The sequence below is a fragment of the Streptomyces sp. NPDC057623 genome, assembly GCF_042800355.1.
Taxonomy (GTDB): domain Bacteria; phylum Actinomycetota; class Actinomycetes; order Streptomycetales; family Streptomycetaceae; genus Streptomyces.
On record NZ_JBHVGZ010000002.1, the window covers coordinates 225427 to 244529 of the forward strand.

The following is a 19103-nucleotide window of genomic DNA, read 5'->3' on the forward strand; positions in this document are numbered from 1 at the left end:
CTTCCGGGACCACCGTGTTGTGGTTTCCCCCCCTCCTGTCTTGCCCCCCCCACTGCCGTACGAGACCCGGTGCCGTACCGGGAAGACATCAGTCCTCGAACGTCGCCGCCAGTGCCTCCGCCAGACCCGGGATCAGGTCCGGGCCGGTGAGGACCTCCGTCGGGGTGTCCTTCTCGCGCAGGCGCAGGGCCGATTCGCGGGCGCCGTCGCGCAGGACCGCGACCGTCATGCGGACCTCCTGACGGTCGGGGTGGGCCGCCACCCACTTCGCGAGCTTGGCATCGCCGAGCCCCTCCGGGACCTGTGCCTCGGCGGACGGGGGCAGCATGAGCCGTTCGACGGTGAGGGCGCAGCCGACCACCGCGTCGGGCCAGGCGATGGTGCCGAGGAACTCATCGAGCGCCTTGCCCGTTTCAATCTCGTCCTGCTCGATCGGGGTCAGGCCGGAGGACTCCTGCTCGTCCCCCAGGCCGAGCTGGGCGGCGAGGCCGGGTTCCTGGGCCCGCAGCCGTGCGGTGTCTACGAGGGCGAAAAGGCGGGCGGGCTGGTCCCAGCCAAGGCCGGAGGCGTACTCGTCGATCTCGAGAACGGCCCGGGTGAGCGGGCTCGCCGCCATGGGAGTGTTGGACATGGTCACAATCCTCTCTCGTTCCTGGCCGGAATCGGGAACTGAGTAAACGGTGAGTAAGTTGACATAGGTGTGGGCCCACGATCACGGGGGGCCACGGTGGGTCCACGAAGACGCGGGCCTGACGGATCAACAGCGAACCTCGGGGTGCGAACCTTGGCTTTCCAGATGCCGGACCGCGGCGGAGGCCCGACCGGGCCACGGATCAGAGTGGGCCGCCCGTCCCGGCGTGTCCGGACGCTGCTCATGACACTGGGCGTCCTCGCCGTCCTCGGCATGGCGTTCACCATGTTCGCGGGCTTCTGGACGGACTGGCTCTGGTACCGGTCGGTTAACTACTCGTCGGTGTTCACGACGACGCTGTGGACGAAGATCGGACTCTTCTTCGTCTTCGGTCTGTTGATGGCCCTCGCGGTCGGCTTCAACATCTGGCTGGCCCACAGGCTGAGGCCGCCGCTGAGCGCCATGTCGATGGAGCAGCAGAGCCTCGACCGCTACCGCATGGGCATCGCGCCGTACAAGAAGTGGCTGCTGCTCGCGATCACCGCTCTGGTCGGCCTGATCGCCGGCGCCTCCGCCTCCAGCCAGTGGCGGACGTGGCTGATGTGGGTCAACGGCGTGCCGTTCGGCGAGAAGGACCCGCAGTTCCACCTCGACGTCGGCTTCTACGCCTTCGACCTGCCCTGGTACCGGTTCCTGCTCGGCTTCGGCTTCGCCGCCGCGATCCTCTCCGTGATCGCCGCCGCGCTCACCCACTACCTGTACGGCGGGCTGCGCATCACCAGCCCGGGCGCTCGCGCCACGGCAGCGGCCACCGGCCATCTGTCGGTCCTCATCGGCATCTTCGTCGCCCTGAAGGCGGTCGCCTACTGGCTCGACCGGTACGGGCTCGCGGTGAAGTCCAGCGACTTCAAGGCGACCGACAACTGGACGGGCCTTCGGTACGTCGACGCCAACGCGTACCTGCCGGCCAAGACGATCCTGTTCTGCATCGCCGTCATCTGCGCGCTGCTGTTCTTCGCCACGTTGTGGCGGCGCACCTGGCAGCTGCCCGTCATCGGCTTCGGCCTCATGGTGCTCTCGGCGATCCTCATCGGCGGTCTGTACCCCGCGATCGTCCAGAAGTTCCAGGTCCAGCCCAACGAGCAGGCCAAGGAAGCGCCGTACGTCGACAAGAACCTCAAGGCGACGCGCGAGGCCTACGGCATCGACGGCACCAAGGTCACCGAGTACCCGGGCACGAGCAAGACCGAGGACAAGACCCAGCTGCGCGACGACGTCGACGCCACGGCGAGCATCCGCATCCTGGACCCGAACATCGTCTCGCCGACGTTCCAGCAGCTTCAGCAGATCAGGAACTACTACGCGTTCCCGACCAACCTGGATGTCGACCGGTACGCCAAGGACGGCAAGGACCAGGACACCGTCATCGGTCTGCGTGAGATCAATCTCAACGGCATTCCGAAGCGGAACTGGATCAACGACCACTTCCGGTACACCCACGGCTACGGCGTGGTCGCCGCCGAGGGCACCAACGCCGACTCCCAGGGCCGACCGGACTTCACCGAGTCCGACCTGCCGTCCAAGGGCGACCTCGGGACGTACGAGCAGCGGGTCTACTACGGCGAGAAGACCACCATGTACTCGATCGTCGGCGGTCCCCAGAAGGAGATCGACTACTCCGACGACAGCGGTGAGAAGACCTACAGCTACAAGGCCGACAGCGGGGTCAGTCTCTCCAACCCGGTGAACCGGGCCGCGTACGCGGTGGCGTTCGGCGAGCCGCAGATCCTGTACTCCGGTGCGATCGGCGACGGCTCGCGCATCCTGTACAACCGCACGCCCAAGGAACGCGTCGAGGCGGTCGCCCCGTGGCTGACCATCGACGGTGACGCCTACCCGGCGGTGGTGAACCACCGCATCCAGTGGATCGTGGACGCGTACACGACGACGAACGGCTACCCGTACTCCTCGCGCACGACTCTCGGTGACACCACGGCCGACTCGCTGACCGCCACCAACGACAACCGTGCGGTGGTGGCCCAGCAGAACCAGGTCAACTACATCCGCAACTCGGTGAAGGCGACCGTCGACGCCTACACCGGCGAGGTCAAGCTCTACCAGTGGGACACCAAGGACCCGGTCCTGAAGACCTGGATGAAGGCGTTCCCGGGCACGGTGGAGTCGAAGAGCGCGATCTCCAAGGACCTGATGGCGCATCTGCGCTACCCCCAGGACCTGTTCAAGGTCCAACGCGAGCTGCTCACCCGCTACCACGTGAAGGACGCGACGACGTTCCTCAGCGGCAGTGAGGTCTGGCAGGTGCCGGACGACCCGACCAACAAGTCGGGCAGCGCGGTGCCGCCGTACTACCTGAGCATGAAGATGCCCGACCAGGCGGCGCAGGCGTTCTCGCTGACGACGACGTTCACGCCGAACGGCCGGGACAACCTCAGCGCGTTCATGGCCGTCGACGCCGAAGCGGGCACCAGCGACTACGGCAAGATCAGAGTGCTGAAACTGCCGACCAACACCACGGTCAACGGACCCAGCCAGGTCCAGAGCCAGTTCAACTCCGAACAGAACATCGCCGAGACCATCAGGCTGCTGAGAGGCGGCGACTCGGAGGTCGAGTACGGCAACCTGCTGGCGGTCCCACTGGACGGCGGCCTGCTCTATGTGGAGCCGGTCTACGTACGCGGTGGCGGACTCAAGTACCCGCTGCTGCGGAAGGTACTGGTCTCCTACGGAGGTACCACCGCCTTCGAGGACACGCTGGGCGAGGCCCTCAACAAGGTCTTCGGAGCGGAGGGCCCGACCACCGAGCCACCGGACGAGGGCGATGAGGACGGCGGCGGTACGACGCCTCCGCCGACGTCCAGCAACCCCAACGTCCAAGACGCGCTCAACGACGCCCAGAAGGCCTTCGAAGCCGGCCAGGAAGCCCTGAAGAAGGGCGACTGGGAGGCGTACGGCCGGGCGCAGGAGGACCTCGAGGACGCGCTGAAGCGGGCCGAGGACGCGCAGGCCCAGGCGGACAAGACCGGCGGCGAGGGCGGCGGCGACAGTGGCGGCGGCGCGAGCCCGAGTTCGAGTCCGAGCCCGTCCGGCAGTCCCACCAGCGGTTAGGGACGGCGGTTGATCGAATAGCCCACCCCGCGCCGTGATACGGTTGCTGAGCAACGGCGCGGGGTGGAGCAGCTCGGTAGCTCGCTGGGCTCATAACCCAGAGGTCGCAGGTTCAAATCCTGTCCCCGCTACTGAAGTCGGCGAACATTTCGTTCGACAGCAAAGGCCCGGATCCTCCAGAGGATCCGGGCCTTTGTGGTGTGCGAACGCATGTGCCGGGGAGCAGGACGGTCGTGCCGCCGTGGGGAGTTGGGAGAACTGTGTTTGACTTGTCTCTCTGTGGGCATGTCGACAAAACGCTGAAGTGACCTCACTGGCTGCGGTATACCAGGTGTACCCAGGTTGCAGGTGGTGCGACGATGGACGTTATGGGGGACAAGGCAACTCTGTTGGAGACAGGGCGGTTTGTGCAGCCTGCCGACTTTGTGCAGCCGACGGGCGATTTGGTGCGGCCGGAGGGAGACCTTGCCCTCGACCGGCCGACGGACCCGGACGAGACCGGGGAGGCCGGGGAGGCCGCCGAGGAGGCACGGCAGCTGCTCGCCGCCGAGGCCGGTGACGTCGAGGCGATGAGCGTCCTCGGCGCGATGCTGCTGCGCCGCGGTGACCTCGACGGCGCCGAGTCCCATCTGCGTGCCGCCACCGCCGCGGGGGACCGGGCCGCCGCCAACAACCTCGGAGTCCTGCTCCACCAGCGCGGATACGCCGACGAGGCCGCCGGATGGTGGCGGATCGCCGCCGTCGCGGGGTCGGCCGCGGCCGCACACGCGCTGGGCAGGCATCACCGCGAGCGCGGCGACGAGCCGGCCGCCGAGTACTGGCTGCGGCAGTCCGCCGAGCAGGGACACGCGCTGGGCGCGTACGCGCTCGCCGATCTGCTGGAGCACCGCAGCGACGACGGGGCCGAGCGGTGGATGCGGTCCGCGGCCGAGCGCGGGCACAGGGAGGCGGCGTACCGCCTGGCGCGTGCGCTCGACCGGCAGGCGGTGCGCGCGGGCGAGGACGGACCCGACAACTGTGTCGCATCGGACGAGGCGCTGCTGGACGAGGCCGAGCAGTGGTACCGGCAGGCTGCCGCGCGCGGGCACCGCAGGGCCGCGCTGCACCTCGGGGCGATCCTGGAGAAGCGCGGGGAGCTCAAGGAGGCGGGGCGTTGGTACCTCACGTCCGCCAAGGACGGGGAGGCGCGGGCCGCCTGTGCGCTCGGGTTCCTGCTGCGGGACGCCGGAGACACCGAGAGTGCCGCCGTGTGGTGGCTGCGGGCCGCGCAGGACGGCGACGGCAACGCGGCGAACGCGCTGGGCGCGCTGCACGCCGAGCGCGGTCAGACGCAGACCGCCGAGCGGTGGTACCGGGCCGCGATGGACGCCGGTGATGTGAACGGCGCGTACAACCTCGGGCTGCTCTGCGCCGAGCAGGGCCGCATCGCTCAGGCCGAGCAGTGGTACCGGCGGGCGGCGTACGCCGGTCACCGCGAGGCGGCGAACGCGCTGGCGATCCTGCTGCTTCAGGGCGGGGACACGACGGGTGCCGAGCCGTGGTTCTCCAAGGCCGCCGAGGCCGGGAGCGTGGACGCCGCCTTCAACCTGGGGATCCTGCACGCCGGGCGGGGCGAGGAGCGGGCCGCGCTGCGCTGGTACGAGCGGGCCGCCGCCGCCGGGCACACGGAGGCGGCGCTGCAGGTCGGGATCGCGCGGCTGCGGGACGGGGACGAGCACGCCGCCGAGCGGCATCTGCGGCGTGCGGCCGGGGCCGGCAGCGGGGAGGCCGCGTATCGGCTGGCGACCGTGCTGGACGCTCGTCGGCCGCCGGAGCCCGCGCACGAGCTCGGGGAGACGGTGCACGAGAAGACCGAGTGCGAGGAGTGGTACGAGCGGGCCGCGTCCCAGGGGCACCGGCGGGCGCAGGTCCGGGTGGGGATGCTGGCCGCGGCCCGGGGTGACGTGGTGGAGGCGGCTCGGTGGTACCGGGAGGCCGCGGAGGCCGGGTCGCGGAACGGCGCCTTCAATCTGGGGCTGCTGCTGGCCCGGGAGGGGAGTGAGCCGGAGGCCGCGGTGTGGTGGACGCGGGCGGCTGACGCCGGTCACGGGCGGTCGGCGTTGCGGCTCGCCCTGGTCTACGCGCGTCGCGGTGAGCTGGCGGAGGGGCAGCGGTGGGCCGACCGGGCGGTGGCGCTGGGGCCGGCCGAGGTCGCGCGGCGGGCGGCGCGGTTGCGGGATGCTCTGCGGGAGGAGCTCTCGGCGTGACGCTGCGCTGGGCTTGGGTGGCGTTGTTGCGGTGAGGTGCGTTGGTGGGGGCCGGTACTGCCGTTGCCGTCGGGGTGCCTCGCCCCCGCCGCCCCTACCCTTCCCATCCCTTGAAGGGGCTCCGCCCCTTCGACCCGGCCAAGGGGCTGCCGCCCCCTGGACCCCCGCTATCGGCCTGCGGCCTCGTCCTCAAACGCCGGACGGGCTGGAGGTGCCTGGGTCGGCGCCAAGCCCTGTGCGGGTGGGTGGGGGATCGGGACGGCAATGGCTCGTTTTCGAACGCCGGGCGGGCTGGAGGTGCCTAGGTCGGCGCCAAGCCCCGTGCGGTGGGTAGGCGATCGGGACGGCAATGGCTCGTCCTCGAATGCCGGGCGGGGTGAAAGGAACGCGATTTGCCTCTGTCGGCACGGCTGACGTAATGTTGCGTTCATCGACGCGGGGTGGAGCAGCTCGGTAGCTCGCTGGGCTCATAACCCAGAGGTCGCAGGTTCAAATCCTGTCCCCGCTACTGAAGGCCTAGGGCCGGAATCCGTAAGGGTTCCGGCCCTAGGTGTTTTGCCGGAAGCGGTGGCGTCAGGGTGCGTGACCCACCGCCTCCTCGTACAGCGCGCGGTTCACGGTCCGTGACTCCGGGAGGGGGCTTCCCTCGGCCGCGCCCTGGGCGTCGTAGGCCGACTGGAGCCGGGTCGTCGTGCCGGAGCGGATCTCCCAGTCCATGCGCAGCGGCGGAGTGGACCTGAGGACGGTCTCCTCCGACTTCAGGAGCTTCGCCAGGTAGGTGACGAAGGTCGCATCCTGCTTGTAGTCCGACGCGAAGTACGTGTTCACCGTGCGGAGGTAGGCCCTGAGGAGTGCCACGCCCGCGTCCAGGTCGTCCTGGAGCAGGGTGCGGCCGTACAGCATGCCGCCCAGCGGTTCGCCCTGGGGCTGACCGCCCAGGAAGGCGTAGCCCCGCTTGCCGTCCACCTTGCGCCAGACCGGGTCCAGGAGCCAGGCGGAGTCGACGCCGCCGTTCTGGAGGGCGGTGAGGACGTCGGCCGAGCCGAGTTGCTGGTACTGGATGTCGGCCAGGCCGCCGCCGTGCTGCTCCAGTGCCCGCTCCATGGGATACGCGATGACCGAGCCCTTGCCGATCATCGTGCCCAGCCTGCGGCCGGCCATGGCGACGCGGCTCGCGCTCTCGCCCGCCTTCAGACGCGCCCACAGGCCGCTCTTCGACCTGGGGTCGGGTGAGAAGTTCCCCGCGACCCACTTGATGTCGAAGCCGCCCTTGACGCCGTTCATGACCGCGGCTTCCGGGGCCGCCCACAGGGCGTCGATGTCCCCCTTGGCCAGCAGGGGCAGTGCGTCCGGGGTGGGCAGGACCTTCAGTTCGACGTCCAGGCCCTCCTTCTCGAACTCGCCCTTGTCGAGCGCCACTTGCAGCGGTGCCACGTATTCGGCGCTCAGTGTTCCCGTCGCGATCGTCAGCTCGCGGGGCTCGGACTGCGGCTGCGGGGGAGGGGCTCCGGGGAGGCAGCGGGCCGGTGCGCGGTTCGGGGAGAGGTCCTTCGGGTCCGTCCAGGACTTCGCGCCGCAGCCCTCCACCGGGCGGACGGTGCGTTGCCCGGCGGCCGCCTTCGACGAGGAGTCCGGCTCGTACGGCGACGAGCACGCGGCCGACGCCAGCAGTGCTCCGACGGCGACGACCACGCCGTACGCGTGCGTCCTCCTGGTCATGACTGGCCCCTTCCTCGGTCCCTGGGTGCCCACGGGGTGAGCAGGCGCCCGGCGAAGCGGATCAGTTCGGAGAAGAGCACCCCCAGGATCGCGACGCAGACGATGCCGACGAACATCACGTCGTTCTGGAAGAGCGCGCGTGAGTCGAAGATCAGATGGCCCAGGCCGTCGGTCGCGGCGATCTGCTCCGACGCGACGATGACCAGGACCGCCACGCCCGCCGCGATCCGTGCGCCCACCAGGACGGCGGGGAGGGATGCGGGCAGCAGGACGTGGCGGAACATCTGCCACCGCGAGGCGCCGAAGACCTGGCCCGCGTCGCGGTGGCCGACGGGGACGGACATGACCGCGGACATGGTGGAGATCCAGACGAAGAAGAACACCGTCGCCGCCACCAGGGCCACCTGTGGGCCCTCGCCCAGGCCGAACATGTTCAGGAAGATCGGCAGCAGGGCCAGTTTCGGTACGACGTACAGCGCGTCCAGCAGCGGCTCCAGTGCCGCGCGCACCAGGGACAGGGAACCCATCAGCAGGCCCAGGGCGTAGCCGGCCGCCGTGCCGGCCGCGTATCCCGCCAGGACGCGCTGCAGCGTGGCCCACACGTCCGGCCACAGGTCGCCGGCCGCGGCCCGGTCCCAGCCGTCGGCGAGGATCGTGGACGGGGCCGGGTACACGCGGTCGTCGATCCAGGCCTGGGCCGCGGCCAGCTGCCACAGGAGGACGAGGCAGAGCGGCACGGCGACCGCCAGCGACAGCTCCAGGGCGCGCCTGCGGCGGTGCGTGCGGGCGGGGTGGAGCTCCCGCGGGCCCGGACGGCGGACCAGGACGGACCCGGCGGGCGGCTTGGTGAGGGTCGTCATGCCGGTACCGCCTCCTTCCGCAGCAGATCCCACAGTTCGCTCCTCAGTGCCGTGAACTCCGGTGTGGCGCGGATGTCGCCGGTGCGCGGGCGCGGGAAGGGCGGGCGGTGCCCGGCGATGATCCGGCCCGGGCGGGCGGACATGACCAGCACCCGGTCTCCGAGGACGATCGCCTCCTCCAGGCTGTGGGTGATGAAGAGCGTGGTCGTCCTCAGGGTCTGGGTGAGCTCCAGGAGCTCGTCCTGGAGGATCGTGCGGAGCTGGGCGTCGAGCGCGGCGAACGGCTCGTCCATCAGCAGCAGTTCGGGCTCGACCGCCAGTGCCCGGGCGATCGCCACGCGCTGGCGCATGCCGCCGGAGAGGGCGGCCGGGTAGGCGTCCGCGAAGTCCGACAGGCCCATGCGGGCCAGCCAGTCGTCGGCGCGGGCGTTCGCCTCGCGGCGGGGGACGCGCTGGATGTCCAGGCCGAAGCGGACGTTCGCGCGGACCGTCTTCCAGTCGTAGATGCCGTAGTCCTGGAAGATCATGGCCGCCGGGCGCGCGCTCGACGTGCGGATCTCCAGCGTGCCCGTGCTCGGGCGGAGCAGGCCCGCGGCGATACGCAGCAGCGTGGACTTGCCGCAGCCGGAAGGGCCGACGACGCAGACGAACTCGCCGGGGGCGACGGTCAGGTCGAGGGGGCCGAGGGCGTGGACTGCGTGGGGGGTTCGGCCGAAGGTACGCGTCAGGTCGGTCGCTCTCAGTTTGGGGTACGGCTCTCCCACTTCGGTCTCCTCGCGGAGTGCGGAACGGACGTGTGGGTGCCGTCGACCATATGACGGACCGTCAGATTCGGGAACCCCGCCCGCACGCGGGCAGCACAAAGCCCCGGCACTCACCGGTGCCGGGGCCGAAAGAGGGTGGCGCTAGGCCTTCGCGCAGTTGGGGCAGACGCCGCGATACGTCACCTCGACGTCCGAGACCGTGAAGCCGAAGCGCTCGGTGTCGGGGAGGTCGGCCATCGGGTTGCCCGTCGGGTGGACGTCCCGGATCGCGCCGCAGCGGGCGCAGACCAGGTGGTGGTGGGGCCGGTGGGCGTTCGGGTCGTACCGCTTGGCTCGCTTGTCGGTGGAGACCTCCAGCACCTCGCCGAGCGTGACCAGCTCACCCAGCGTGTTGTACACGGTCGCGCGGGAGATCTCGGGCAGCTTGGCGACGGCCCGGGCGTGCACCTCGTCGGCCGTCAGATGGACGTGATCGCCGGCGAGGACCTCGGCCACGACGCGCCGCTGCGCGGTCATCCGCCATCCGCGTCCGCGCAGCCGTTCCAGAAGGTCACTCATGCAGAACACCTTAACAGCAGGCGGACCAGGTTCCGAATGAATGTGACTTTGGATCTTAACTTAACTTGGATGAAGTCCAGTATAGGATCAAGATCGATTTTGGTCATGGAGTAGGAGTGGTCGGGGCAACCAGCACTGGACCGCTTGCCGTGGCGGACGGGCCGGGTTCCCTCGGGAGCCCGGCCCGGTTCACGTGCCGTCGCCCGGGCCGCTTCCTAGGCCGGCACGTGCTGCCGTACAGGGGCCCAGCAGCGGATGATGTCGCGGACCGAGACGATGCCCACCGGCTCGTCGTGATCCAGCACGATCAGATGCCGGAAGCCGCCGTGCGCCATGGCGCGGGCCGCCTCCTCCAGGGTCCATGACGGGGCGGCGAACACGACGTCGTTGGTGGTGTGGTCGTGGGCGTGTTCGTGGTCCGGGTTCTGTCCGAGGCCGACGGAGTTGAGGATGTCGCGTTCGGTGAGGATGCCGATACCGCCGGCATCGGGGTCGTGCACCACGGCCGCGCCGATCCGGCGGGCGGACATCAGCGCGGCAGCCTGGCGAAGGGTGTGGGTGGGGCCGATGGTGAGGACCACGGTGCTCATGGCGTCACGTACGAGCATGGATGGAGCCACCTCCTGAAGTGCCCCCAGCACCGCTGTTCATGCCCGACGCCGGAGGCGCCTATTGAACGGTGCACAAGTTCACAAGTGGGGGGACCTTCAGAGTGACAGGTAAAGAGGGGGTCAACAAGGGGGCGCTCAGTAGCGCTCGTTGAGGTACCCGAGCAACTCGTCGTGCAGCAGGCCGTTCGAGGCGGCGGCGTTGCCGCTGTGCGGGCCGGGGCGGCCGTCGAGGCCGGTGAAGGTGCCGCCGGACTCCGTCACGACGATCGCTGTGGCCGCCATGTCCCACAGGGACAGCTCGGGCTCGGCGCAGATGTCCACCGCCCCCTCGGCGACCATCATGTACGGCCAGAAGTCGCCGTACGCGCGGGTGCGCCACACCTCGCGCGTGAGGTCGAGGAAGCCGTCGAGCCGGCCCTGCTCCTCCCAGCCGCTGAGCGAGGAGTACGCGAACGAGGCGTCCGTCAGCTTCGAGACGCGGGAGACCTGCAGCCGGGTCGCGGACGCGAGGCTACGGCCGGTGAAGGCGCCGTGACCCTTGGCCGCCCACCAGCGGCGTCCGAGGGCGGGGGCGGAGACGACGCCGACGACCGGCTGAAAACCGCCCTCGCCCGCCTCCATCAGGGAGATGAGAGTGGCCCAGACCGGGACGCCGCGTACGTAGTTCTTGGTGCCGTCGATCGGGTCGATCACCCAGCGGCGGGGGCCGCTGCCCTCGATGCCGTACTCCTCGCCGAGGATCGCGTCTCTCGGGCGGGCCCGCTGGAGCTGTCCGCGGATCAGCTCCTCGGCGGCCTTGTCGGCCTCGCTCACCGGGGTCATGTCCGGCTTGGTCTCGACCTTGAGGTCGAGTGCCTTGAAGCGGTCCATGGTGGCCGCGTCGGCGTTGTCCGCGAGGACGTGGGCGAGGCGGAGGTCGTCGAGGTAGTCCGGCATGGAACGAACGGTATCTGTCGTGGTCGGGGTGGGGCTACAGGGGCCGGCGGATCAAGTTCCGCCGCCTTCTCCCGGCCCCGCCAAGGGGATCCGCTCCCTGACCCCCGCCCACGCGGCCGGTCGGCGCAGGCGTCGACGCGCGCCCCCGCGTGCCTTCGCGAACCCTTGACAGTGCCCCTGTGCGCGTCAAATCTGGGCGCAGAGCCGCTCGTCCCAGGGAGGCGATGATGCCGGCAGCGCGGGAATCCCTGCTGGACGCCGCTTACACGGCGCTGGCGCGTCGGCCGTGGTCCGCCGTGCGGATGGTGGACGTGGCCGCCGCGGCCGGAGTGTCCCGGCAGACGTTGTACAACGAGTTCGGGAGCAAGGAAGGGCTCGCCCGCGCGCTCGTGCGCAGGGAGGCCGACGGCTACCTCGCCGGCGTCGAACGCGCCCTCGCCACCCACAGCGACGCCCGGGAACGCCTCACCGCCACCGCGGAGTGGACCGCCGCACTCGCCCGGGACAACGCCCTGGTCCGGGCCATGCTCACCGGCTGCTGGAGCGAGCGCCTGCCCTCGCCGACGCTGTCGGCGGTGCCGTCCACCTCGGCCGTACCGGCGCAACGACGGGCCGACGGGCCGCTCCCGTCCCCGGGTGACTTCGTGGCCATCGTGCGCGACAGGGCCGTAGTGGTCATCTCCAGCCCCGGACCCGCCCCTGGAATCAACAAGTCCGACCTCGCCGACCTCGCCCGATCCTGCGAACTCGTCGTCAGGCTGGCCCTGTCCTGCGTCGCCGCCCCACCCGGTGAAGGCGGCGTGGCCGACCTCGTACGCAGCGCGCTGCACCGGCAGTTGGCGGGCTGACTTCCCCTAGGCGGGACCGTGGGCTCAGTGTGCCGAGCCCGACAGCTGAAGGCCGACGACCCCCACGATCACCAGACTGACCGACACGATCTTCAACGTCGACACGATGTCCCCGAGGAAGATCATCCCGTAGATCGCCGTGCCCGCCGCCCCGATCCCCGTCCACACCGCGTACGCCGGCCCCACATCCAGCTTCTTCAGCGACAGCGTCAGGAGTCCGAAACTGCCGAGGGCGAAGACGCAGAAGGCGACCGTGGGCCAGAGCCGGCTGAAGCCGTGCGACAGTTTCAGGCAGACGGCGAAGCCGGTTTCGAGCAGCCCCGCCACGATGACCAGCAGCCACGCCATGTGCTGTCCTCCCGTATCCCTGCGTTCTGTGACCGCTTCATCGGGTTCGTCTGGCTTTGGTCGGGCTTGGATTCGGCTCGGTGCGATTATGCCCTTACCGGTCTCACCGGGGGACAAACAACGCGGAGGTCAATCCCCCTTCCGATCCCTTTCCTCAGTCGCCTTCCGTGCGCTCCCGCGTCGCCAGCAGCCGCCGCAGCGAGTACAGCCGCGCGGGATCCGCGTGGCCCTCCGTCACCCAGTCGTCCAGCGCGCAGTCCGGTTCGTCATGACTGCACGCACGGGGACAGCCTTCGGTTCCCGGTTCCAGGTCGGGGAACGCGTGGATCACCCGGGACGGGTCGATATGAGCCAGCCCGAACGAGCGGACGCCGGGGGTGTCGATCACCCAGCCGCCCGGCCCCGCCAACGGCAGCGCCAGCGCCGACGTCGTCGTGTGCCGCCCGCGGCCCGTCACCGCGTTCACATGGCCCGTACTGCGCCTGCGTTCCTGCGGCACCAGCGCGTTCACCAGCGTCGTCTTGCCCACACCGGAGTGACCGACGAACGCCGTGACCCGGCCCTCCAGTTGCTCCCGCACCCGGTCCGCCGCGCCCCCGGCCGTCAGCTCCTCCCGGCTGGTGACGACGTACGGGATGTCCAACGCCCCGTACAGCTCAAGGAGTTTGTCCGGCGGAGCCAGGTCCGACTTCGTCATCACCAGCAGGGGTTCCAGGCCGCCGTCGAACGCCGCCACCAGACAGCGGTCGATCAGCCGGGGGCGCGGCTCGGGGTCGGCGAGGGCGGTGACGATGGCGAGTTGGTCGGCGTTCGCCACGACCACGCGCTCAAAGGGATCGTCGTCGTCCGCGGTACGGCGCAGCAGCGACGTCCGCTCCTCGATCCGCACGATCCGTGCGAGCGTGTCCTTCTTGCCGGACAGATCGCCGACCAGCGCCACCCGGTCACCGACCACCGCTGCCTTGCGGCCGAGCTCGCGGGCCTTCATCGCCAGCACGACCCGGTCCTCGACGAGGCAGGTCAGCCGGCCCCGGTCGACGGTGAGGACCATGCCCTCGGCGGCGTCCTCGTGCTTGGGCCGGATGTTCGTACGGGGCCGGGTGTTGCGACGGCCCGGGCGGGTACGGATGTCGTCCTCGTCGGTGTGCTTGCCGTAGCGGCGCATGGCGTTGAGTCCCTACGCCCCGAGCATCCCGGTCCACAGTTCGGGGAAGTCCGGCAGGGTCTTCGCCGTCGTCGCCACGTTCTCGATCCTCACGCCCTCGACCGCGAGGCCGATGATCGCGCCGGCCGTCGCCATGCGGTGGTCCTCGTAGGTGTGGAAGACGCCGCCGTGCAGTCGGCGCGGGCGGATGTGCAGGCCGTCGGCGGTCTCGGTGACGTCGCCGCCGAGTTCGTTGATCTCCTTGGTCAGCGCGGCCAGACGGTCGGTCTCGTGCAGACGCAGGTGCGCGACGCCGCGGAGCGTGGAGGGGGAGTCGGCCAGGGCGGCGACCGCGGCGATGCCCGGGGTGAGTTCGCCGACCTCGCTCAGGTCCACGTCGATGCCGTGGATCGCACCCGAACCGGTGAACACGAGCCCGTACTCGGTGAGTTCGCAGGAACCGCCCATCTCGGTGAAGATCTCGCGCAGCCGGTCGCCGGGCTGGGTGGTGCGGCTCGGCCAGTCCGGGACCAGGACCTTGCCGCCGGTCACCAGCGCGGCCGCCAGGAACGGCTGGGCGTTGGAGAGGTCCGGCTCGATGGTGAGGTCACGGCCGAGCAGGGCCCCCGGCGTGACCCGCCAGACGTTCGGCTCGCCGCCCGACTCCGGGGTGTCCACCTGGGCGCCGACCGCGCGCAGCATGTCCACGGTCATGCGGATGTGCGGCATCGAGGGGAGCGCGGAGCCGATGTGCCGGACCTCCACGCCCTGGTTGAAGCGCGGGCCGGACAGCAGCAGCGCCGACACGAACTGGGACGACGAGGAGGCGTCGATCTCCACCGGCCCGCCGTCCAGAGCGCCCCCGCCGTGCACCGTCAGCGGCAGCGCGCCCCGGCCGTCGTCGTCGATCCGGGCGCCGAGGACGCGCAGGGCGTCGATCACGCCGTTCAGGGGGCGCTCGTACGACCTGGGGTCGCCGTCGAAACGGATGGGTCCGTCGGCCAGCGCGGCGACCGGCGGCAGAAAGCGCATCACCGTGCCCGCGTTGCCGACGTCCACCGTGGTCGGGCCCCGCAGGCCCGCGGGAAGGACACGCCACGCCTCGCCGGTGCCCTCGGGGCCGACGCCCTCCTCGATGCCTACGCCCATCGCCCGCAGCGCGCCGGCCATCAGCAGGGTGTCGCGGGAGCGCAGGGGGCGGCGCAGCCAGCCGGGCTCGCTCGCCAGGGCGGCGAGGACGAGAGCGCGGTTGGTGACCGACTTGGACCCGGGCACGTGGACCGTCGCGTCGACGGCTCCGCTCGCGTGCGGGGCGGGCCAGAGGGCGGTTTGTGCGTCGTTCGGGGCCATGGGGCCCACTCTATAAGGAGGGGGGTCCGCCGGCCGTCCGTCGTCCGGGGGTCCGTTGTGGCTGGTCGCGCCCCCGCCGCGGAGCCGGACGCCGACCCGGCCACACCTCTGTGACCACGCCCCTTCGGGCCGCGTCACACCTCCAGAAGCCACCGTCCGCCGCCTATCAGCGAGCACAGCGACACCGCGTGGAACAGGAAGAACCACAACCCCGCCGGCACATGCGTCAGCCGCGACAGCTGGTCCGCGTCCGAGTCGCCCGCTCCGCCCCGCGCCCTCTTCGCCTGCAGCTCGAACGCCGGGCGCACACCGCCCAGCAGCAGGAACCACACCACCACATACGCGAACGCCGCCTGCACCTGTGGGCCGGCCAGCCAGCTCACCAGCACGAAGGTGCCGCCTGCCACGAACACCGTCAGTGCCCCGTACGCGTTCCGGATCATCACCAGCATCGCCACCAGCAGGGCCGTCGCCAGCCACAGCAGCAGGGTGATCCGGCCGGCGGACAGCAGCGCGGCGCCACCGAGACCCAGGAGCGGGGGTGCCGTGTAGCCCGCGGCCGCGGTGAGGATCATGCCGATGCCGTGCGGCTTGCCGCGGCTGACGGTGAGGCCGCTGGTGTCGGAGTGCAGGCGTATGCCGGTCAGCGTCCGGCCGGTCAGCAGCGCCACCAGACCGTGCCCGCCCTCGTGGGCGATGGTGATGGCGTTGCGCGAGACACGCCACAGGACGTGCGGGACGACGACGGCGAGCGCGACGACCAGGGTGGCGACCACGACCCACAGATCGGGGTCGGGCTGAGTACCGGAGACCTCGTCCCAGAGGGCGGCGAGCGAGGCGGATGCGGTGCTGTCCATGTAAGGCGACGGCTCCCTGTGGGCGGATGGAGTCTGGCAGTGTGGCACGTACGTGCGGGTGCTATCTCAGACGTCGACGTGGCCACGATCGTTCCTGACGGCGAACGCGGAGCCCCTGGGCACGGCCGGCCGGCACCCGACCTGCGAGACTGGTCCGCCGCGACCGCGCTCAGTGACGGCCTGCCCGAATCGGTGCTGACTGAGGCGGCAGGATCCAGCGTTTTCGCAGGTCGGAGGGGTGGTTATCAGATGTGCGGACGGTATGCGGCGAGTCGTGCGCCCGAGGACCTGGCAGGGATCTTCGAGATCGAGAAGTGGGAGCCCGAGGAGACCCTGGAGCCGGACTACAACGTGGCACCCACCAAGGAGGTCCACGTCGTCCTCGACCGCCCCCTGAAGGACGGACCGGACCCCCGGCCGGTCCGACAGCTGCGGAAGCTGAAGTGGGGGCTGGTGCCCAGCTGGTCCAAGACCCCCGAGAGCGCCTTCAAGATGATCAACGCGCGCGCGGAGACGGTGCACGAGAAGCCGTCGTACCGGCGGGCCTTCACCTCCCGGCGGTGCATCATCCCCGCCGACGGCTACTACGAGTGGGTCACCGGCACACAGGAGCGGGACCTGGAGGTCGAGGGCAAGAGGAAACGGCCGCGCAAGCAGCCGTACTTCGTGCTGCCCGCCGACGGATCCGTGTTCGCGATGGCGGGGCTGTACGAGTTCTGGCGGGACCGGACCCTGCCGGACGAGCACCCTCGGGCCTGGTGGGTGACCTGCTCCGTCATCACGACGGAGGCGGAGACAACCCCGCTGGCGGTGACGCCGCCGGAGGGCCCGAACACGCTGGCCGACATCCACCCCCGGATGCCGCTGATGCTGACCCCGGAGCGCTGGGACGCCTGGCTCGACCCGGCCCGCACCGACCCCGAGGAGCTGCGGACACTGCTCGACCCGCCGCCGGCCGGCCTGATGCGCGCCTACCCCGTCCCCACGCTGGTCAGCAACGTCCGCAACAACGGCCCGGAGCTGCTGAAGGAGCTGGAGGGCCCCGAAGAGGGCACACTCTTCTGATGTGACCGACGGGACTGACAGGACCGACAGGACCGACAGGACAGATGTGACGACAGAGATCATTGGTACGGACGCGGGGGACGCCCGCGTCACCTGGCACCCGGCGAAGCGGCCCCGGCTCGTGCTGGCCGTGAGCCACGGCGCGGGCGGCGGCATCGAGGCCAGGGACCTGCGCGCGCTGGCCGAGGTCCTGCCCGGACACGGAGTGACGGTCGCCCGCGTCGAACAGCCCTGGCGCGTCGCCGGCAAGAAGCTGGCACCCGCCCCCAAAACCCTCGACGTCGGCTGGCGCGCCATCTGGCCCGCGCTCGCCGAGCCCGGGCTGCCCGTGATCTCCGGGGGGCGCAGCGCCGGGGCCCGGGTCGCCTGCCGCACGGCCGTCGAACTCGGCGCCCACGCCGTGCTCGCGCTGAGCTTCCCCCTCCACCCGCCGGGCAGGCCCGAGAAGTCCCGCGCCGACGAGCTGCTCGGCTCCGGGGTGCCGACTCTCGTCGTACAGGGCGGGAACGATCCCTTCGGGAAACCGGAGGAGTTCCCGCCCGGGGACTTCGAGCTGACCGAGGTGCCGTACGGCGATCACGGGTTCGCCGTGCCCAAGAGGGCGCCCCTCGATCAGGACGAGGCCGTGGCGATCGTCACGGACGCGGTCGTGAAGTGGAGCGGGTCACTCGGGTAAAGGCTCGGGAATGTCGGGGCCCCGGCCTCTGTTGTGGCGGACAGCGGTGCTGAACGAGCAGCGCAGACGTCGTAGGAGAGGAAGTCCGCCGCATGGGTTCGACCTTCTGCCCGGCCCGCAGCAGCCGTACTGACCTGGACTGGACGGTGCTGCACGCGGCCAGGACCGCTCCTATTCGAGGGGCGGCAGGCACGGCAGGTCGTCTATCCTCCGATTCAGGCGGGACCGGTTTCGGTGCTGCCCGGAATCTTGAGGAGGTGGGTCCGGTTCCCGGTACCGACGCAGGGACCGACAACGGCCAGGCGGAGCAGCCCGAGGGCCAGGGCATGAGCGTGGACACGTCCGCGGAGACGACCGCCGAGCGCAGCGCGCGCTTCGAGCGGGACGCGCTCGAATTCCTCGACCAGATGTACTCGGCCGCCCTGCGCATGACGCGCAACCCGGCCGACGCCGAGGACCTGGTGCAGGAGACGTACGCCAAGGCGTACGCGTCCTTCCACCAGTTCCGTGAGGGCACCAACCTGAAGGCGTGGCTGTACCGGATCCTCACCAACACCTTCATCAACTCGTACCGCAAGAAGCAGCGTGAACCCCAGCGCTCCGCGGCCGAGGAGATCGAGGACTGGCAGCTCGCCCGCGCCGAGTCGCACATGTCGACGGGCTTGCGCTCCGCGGAGTCGCAGGCGCTCGACCACCTGCCCGACTCGGACGTGAAGGAAGCCCTCCAGGCGATCCCCGAGGAATTCCGCATCGCCGTCTACCTCGCCGATGTCGAGGGCTTTGCGTACAAGGAGATCGCGGACATCATGGGGACACCCATCGGTACGGTGATGTCCCGGCTGCACCGGGGCCGCCGTCAACTGCGCGGCATGCTCGAGGACTACGCCCGCGAGCGCGGACTGGTCCCGGCCGGCGCCGGAGAGTCGAACGAAGCGAAAGGCTCGGGCTCATGAGCTGCGGAGAGCCGCACGAGACGGACTGCAGTGAGGTACTCGATCATCTCTACGAGTTCCTCGACAGTGAGATGCCGGACGTCGACCGCGACAAGTTCAAGCAGCACTTCACGGAGTGCTCGCCGTGCCTGGAGAAGTACGGCCTCGAAGAGGCCGTGAAGAAGCTGGTCAAGCGCTGCTGCGGGCATGACGACGTGCCGACCGACCTGCGTGCCAAGGTCCTCGGGCGGCTCGACCTGATCCGCTCCGGCCAGGCCGTGCCCGACCATGACGTGACCGCCACGCCGCAGGAGTCCTGAGCCCCAGGCGTCCGGCACACGGGCGTCCTGTACGGACGGCCGTCACTCGAACGTGCTAATCCCCCGGTCATAACACCGCGAACCTCCCCTTGGCCGCCCTAGGCTCCCGTGC

General features: G+C 70.4%; 18 protein-coding genes and 2 tRNA genes. 9 read left to right on the top strand and 11 right to left on the bottom strand.

Annotated elements, in window-relative coordinates:
• Positions 1-88: 88 nt before the first annotated feature.
• Positions 89-631, bottom strand: a complete 543-nt coding sequence (locus tag ACFU95_RS03175; protein WP_383820920.1) for a PPA1309 family protein — start codon at positions 629-631, stop codon at positions 89-91.
• A gap of 165 nt (positions 632-796) precedes the next feature.
• Between ACFU95_RS03175 and ACFU95_RS03180 the strand changes: the two genes are divergently transcribed.
• The 4 genes from ACFU95_RS03180 (at position 797) to ACFU95_RS03195 (ending at position 6511) form a co-directional block, all read left to right on the top strand.
• Positions 797-3757, top strand: coding sequence for a UPF0182 family protein (locus tag ACFU95_RS03180; RefSeq protein ID WP_383821403.1), 2961 nt, complete (start codon positions 797-799; stop codon positions 3755-3757).
• 57 nt (positions 3758-3814) lie between these two features.
• Positions 3815-3888: transfer RNA gene (locus tag ACFU95_RS03185), tRNA-Met, on the top strand.
• A gap of 228 nt (positions 3889-4116) precedes the next feature.
• Positions 4117-6003 carry a tetratricopeptide repeat protein gene (locus tag ACFU95_RS03190; protein ID WP_383820922.1) on the top strand — a complete coding sequence of 629 codons (1887 nt, stop codon included), beginning with the start codon at positions 4117-4119 and terminating at the stop codon, positions 6001-6003.
• A 434-nt stretch (positions 6004-6437) separates the two neighbouring features.
• Positions 6438-6511: transfer RNA gene (locus ACFU95_RS03195), tRNA-Met, on the top strand.
• Between the two features lie 65 nt (positions 6512-6576).
• Here ACFU95_RS03195 and ACFU95_RS03200 read toward each other — a convergent pair.
• From ACFU95_RS03200 to hisN, 6 genes are all read right to left on the bottom strand, one after another.
• The gene (locus tag ACFU95_RS03200) at positions 6577-7722 is read right to left on the bottom strand and encodes an ABC transporter substrate-binding protein (protein WP_383820924.1); all 1146 of its coding nucleotides are present in this window, start codon (positions 7720-7722) and stop codon (positions 6577-6579) included.
• Positions 7719-8582 carry an ABC transporter permease gene (locus ACFU95_RS03205; protein WP_383820926.1) on the bottom strand — a complete coding sequence of 288 codons (864 nt, stop codon included), beginning with the start codon at positions 8580-8582 and terminating at the stop codon, positions 7719-7721. Before ACFU95_RS03205 ends, ACFU95_RS03200 begins: the two co-directional genes overlap by 4 nt.
• Entirely contained in the window at positions 8579-9346 is a 768-nt protein-coding gene (locus tag ACFU95_RS03210) for an ABC transporter ATP-binding protein (RefSeq protein ID WP_383820928.1), read from the bottom strand. Before ACFU95_RS03210 ends, ACFU95_RS03205 begins: the two co-directional genes overlap by 4 nt.
• A 141-nt stretch (positions 9347-9487) precedes the next feature.
• Positions 9488-9904, bottom strand: coding sequence for a Fur family transcriptional regulator (locus ACFU95_RS03215; RefSeq protein WP_383820930.1), 417 nt, complete (start codon positions 9902-9904; stop codon positions 9488-9490).
• Positions 9905-10119: 215 nt separating this feature from the next.
• The gene (locus ACFU95_RS03220; RefSeq protein ID WP_383820933.1) at positions 10120-10512 is read right to left on the bottom strand and encodes a cyclic nucleotide-binding/CBS domain-containing protein; all 393 of its coding nucleotides are present in this window, start codon (positions 10510-10512) and stop codon (positions 10120-10122) included.
• A 138-nt stretch (positions 10513-10650) separates the two neighbouring features.
• Complete coding sequence (hisN, locus tag ACFU95_RS03225) at positions 10651-11451, bottom strand: histidinol-phosphatase (RefSeq protein WP_383820935.1); 801 nt, start codon at positions 11449-11451, stop codon at positions 10651-10653.
• Positions 11452-11675: 224 nt separating this feature from the next.
• On the opposite strand from hisN, the gene ACFU95_RS03230 reads away from it, so the two are divergent.
• The gene (locus tag ACFU95_RS03230; RefSeq protein ID WP_383820938.1) at positions 11676-12299 is read left to right on the top strand and encodes a TetR/AcrR family transcriptional regulator; all 624 of its coding nucleotides are present in this window, start codon (positions 11676-11678) and stop codon (positions 12297-12299) included.
• A 24-nt stretch (positions 12300-12323) separates the two neighbouring features.
• Here ACFU95_RS03230 and ACFU95_RS03235 read toward each other — a convergent pair whose 3' ends face one another.
• The 4 genes from ACFU95_RS03235 to ACFU95_RS03250 form a co-directional block, all read right to left on the bottom strand.
• The gene (locus tag ACFU95_RS03235; RefSeq protein ID WP_383820940.1) at positions 12324-12647 is read right to left on the bottom strand and encodes a DMT family transporter; all 324 of its coding nucleotides are present in this window, start codon (positions 12645-12647) and stop codon (positions 12324-12326) included.
• A 154-nt stretch (positions 12648-12801) separates the two neighbouring features.
• A complete protein-coding gene (gene rsgA / locus ACFU95_RS03240; protein ID WP_383820942.1) occupies positions 12802-13812 on the bottom strand; it encodes a ribosome small subunit-dependent GTPase A in 1011 nt (336 codons plus the stop codon).
• Positions 13813-13824: 12 nt separating this feature from the next.
• A complete protein-coding gene (aroA, locus tag ACFU95_RS03245) occupies positions 13825-15141 on the bottom strand; it encodes a 3-phosphoshikimate 1-carboxyvinyltransferase (RefSeq protein WP_383820945.1) in 1317 nt (438 codons plus the stop codon).
• Positions 15142-15275: 134 nt separating this feature from the next.
• Positions 15276-15998: a M50 family metallopeptidase gene (locus tag ACFU95_RS03250; RefSeq protein WP_383820947.1), complete on the bottom strand. Its 723-nt coding sequence runs from the start codon at positions 15996-15998 to the stop codon at positions 15276-15278.
• 249 nt (positions 15999-16247) lie between these two features.
• Between ACFU95_RS03250 and ACFU95_RS03255 the strand changes: the two genes are divergently transcribed.
• From ACFU95_RS03255 to rsrA, 4 genes are all read left to right on the top strand, one after another.
• Positions 16248-17063, top strand: a complete 816-nt coding sequence (locus ACFU95_RS03255; RefSeq protein ID WP_383820950.1) for an SOS response-associated peptidase — start codon at positions 16248-16250, stop codon at positions 17061-17063.
• 46 nt (positions 17064-17109) lie between these two features.
• Positions 17110-17739, top strand: coding sequence for an alpha/beta family hydrolase (locus ACFU95_RS03260; protein WP_383820952.1), 630 nt, complete (start codon positions 17110-17112; stop codon positions 17737-17739).
• A 257-nt stretch (positions 17740-17996) separates the two neighbouring features.
• Complete coding sequence (gene sigR / locus ACFU95_RS03265) at positions 17997-18692, top strand: RNA polymerase sigma factor SigR (protein WP_234768037.1); 696 nt, start codon at positions 17997-17999, stop codon at positions 18690-18692.
• Positions 18689-18991, top strand: a complete 303-nt coding sequence (gene rsrA, locus ACFU95_RS03270) for a mycothiol system anti-sigma-R factor (RefSeq protein WP_030052446.1) — start codon at positions 18689-18691, stop codon at positions 18989-18991. Before sigR ends, rsrA begins: the two co-directional genes overlap by 4 nt.
• Positions 18992-19103: the final 112 nt, after the last annotated feature.

Excerpts from the sequence above, each read along its gene's own strand:
- ACFU95_RS03175 (WP_383820920.1), bottom strand. The coding sequence starts at position 631 with ATGTCCAACACTCCCATGGCGGCGAGCCCGCTCACCCGGGCCGTTCTC.
- ACFU95_RS03180 (WP_383821403.1), top strand. The coding sequence starts at position 797 with ATGCCGGACCGCGGCGGAGGCCCGACCGGGCCACGGATCAGAGTGGGC.
- ACFU95_RS03190 (WP_383820922.1), top strand. The coding sequence starts at position 4,117 with ATGGACGTTATGGGGGACAAGGCAACTCTGTTGGAGACAGGGCGGTTT.
- ACFU95_RS03200 (WP_383820924.1), bottom strand. The coding sequence starts at position 7,722 with ATGACCAGGAGGACGCACGCGTACGGCGTGGTCGTCGCCGTCGGAGCA.
- ACFU95_RS03205 (WP_383820926.1), bottom strand. The coding sequence starts at position 8,582 with ATGACGACCCTCACCAAGCCGCCCGCCGGGTCCGTCCTGGTCCGCCGT.
- ACFU95_RS03215 (WP_383820930.1), bottom strand. The coding sequence starts at position 9,904 with ATGAGTGACCTTCTGGAACGGCTGCGCGGACGCGGATGGCGGATGACC.
- ACFU95_RS03220 (WP_383820933.1), bottom strand. The coding sequence starts at position 10,512 with ATGCTCGTACGTGACGCCATGAGCACCGTGGTCCTCACCATCGGCCCC.
- hisN (WP_383820935.1), bottom strand. The coding sequence starts at position 11,451 with ATGCCGGACTACCTCGACGACCTCCGCCTCGCCCACGTCCTCGCGGAC.
- ACFU95_RS03230 (WP_383820938.1), top strand. The coding sequence starts at position 11,676 with ATGATGCCGGCAGCGCGGGAATCCCTGCTGGACGCCGCTTACACGGCG.
- ACFU95_RS03235 (WP_383820940.1), bottom strand. The coding sequence starts at position 12,647 with ATGGCGTGGCTGCTGGTCATCGTGGCGGGGCTGCTCGAAACCGGCTTC.
- rsgA (WP_383820942.1), bottom strand. The coding sequence starts at position 13,812 with ATGCGCCGCTACGGCAAGCACACCGACGAGGACGACATCCGTACCCGC.
- aroA (WP_383820945.1), bottom strand. The coding sequence starts at position 15,141 with ATGGCCCCGAACGACGCACAAACCGCCCTCTGGCCCGCCCCGCACGCG.
- ACFU95_RS03250 (WP_383820947.1), bottom strand. The coding sequence starts at position 15,998 with ATGGACAGCACCGCATCCGCCTCGCTCGCCGCCCTCTGGGACGAGGTC.
- ACFU95_RS03255 (WP_383820950.1), top strand. The coding sequence starts at position 16,248 with ATGTGCGGACGGTATGCGGCGAGTCGTGCGCCCGAGGACCTGGCAGGG.
- rsrA (WP_030052446.1), top strand. The coding sequence starts at position 18,689 with ATGAGCTGCGGAGAGCCGCACGAGACGGACTGCAGTGAGGTACTCGAT.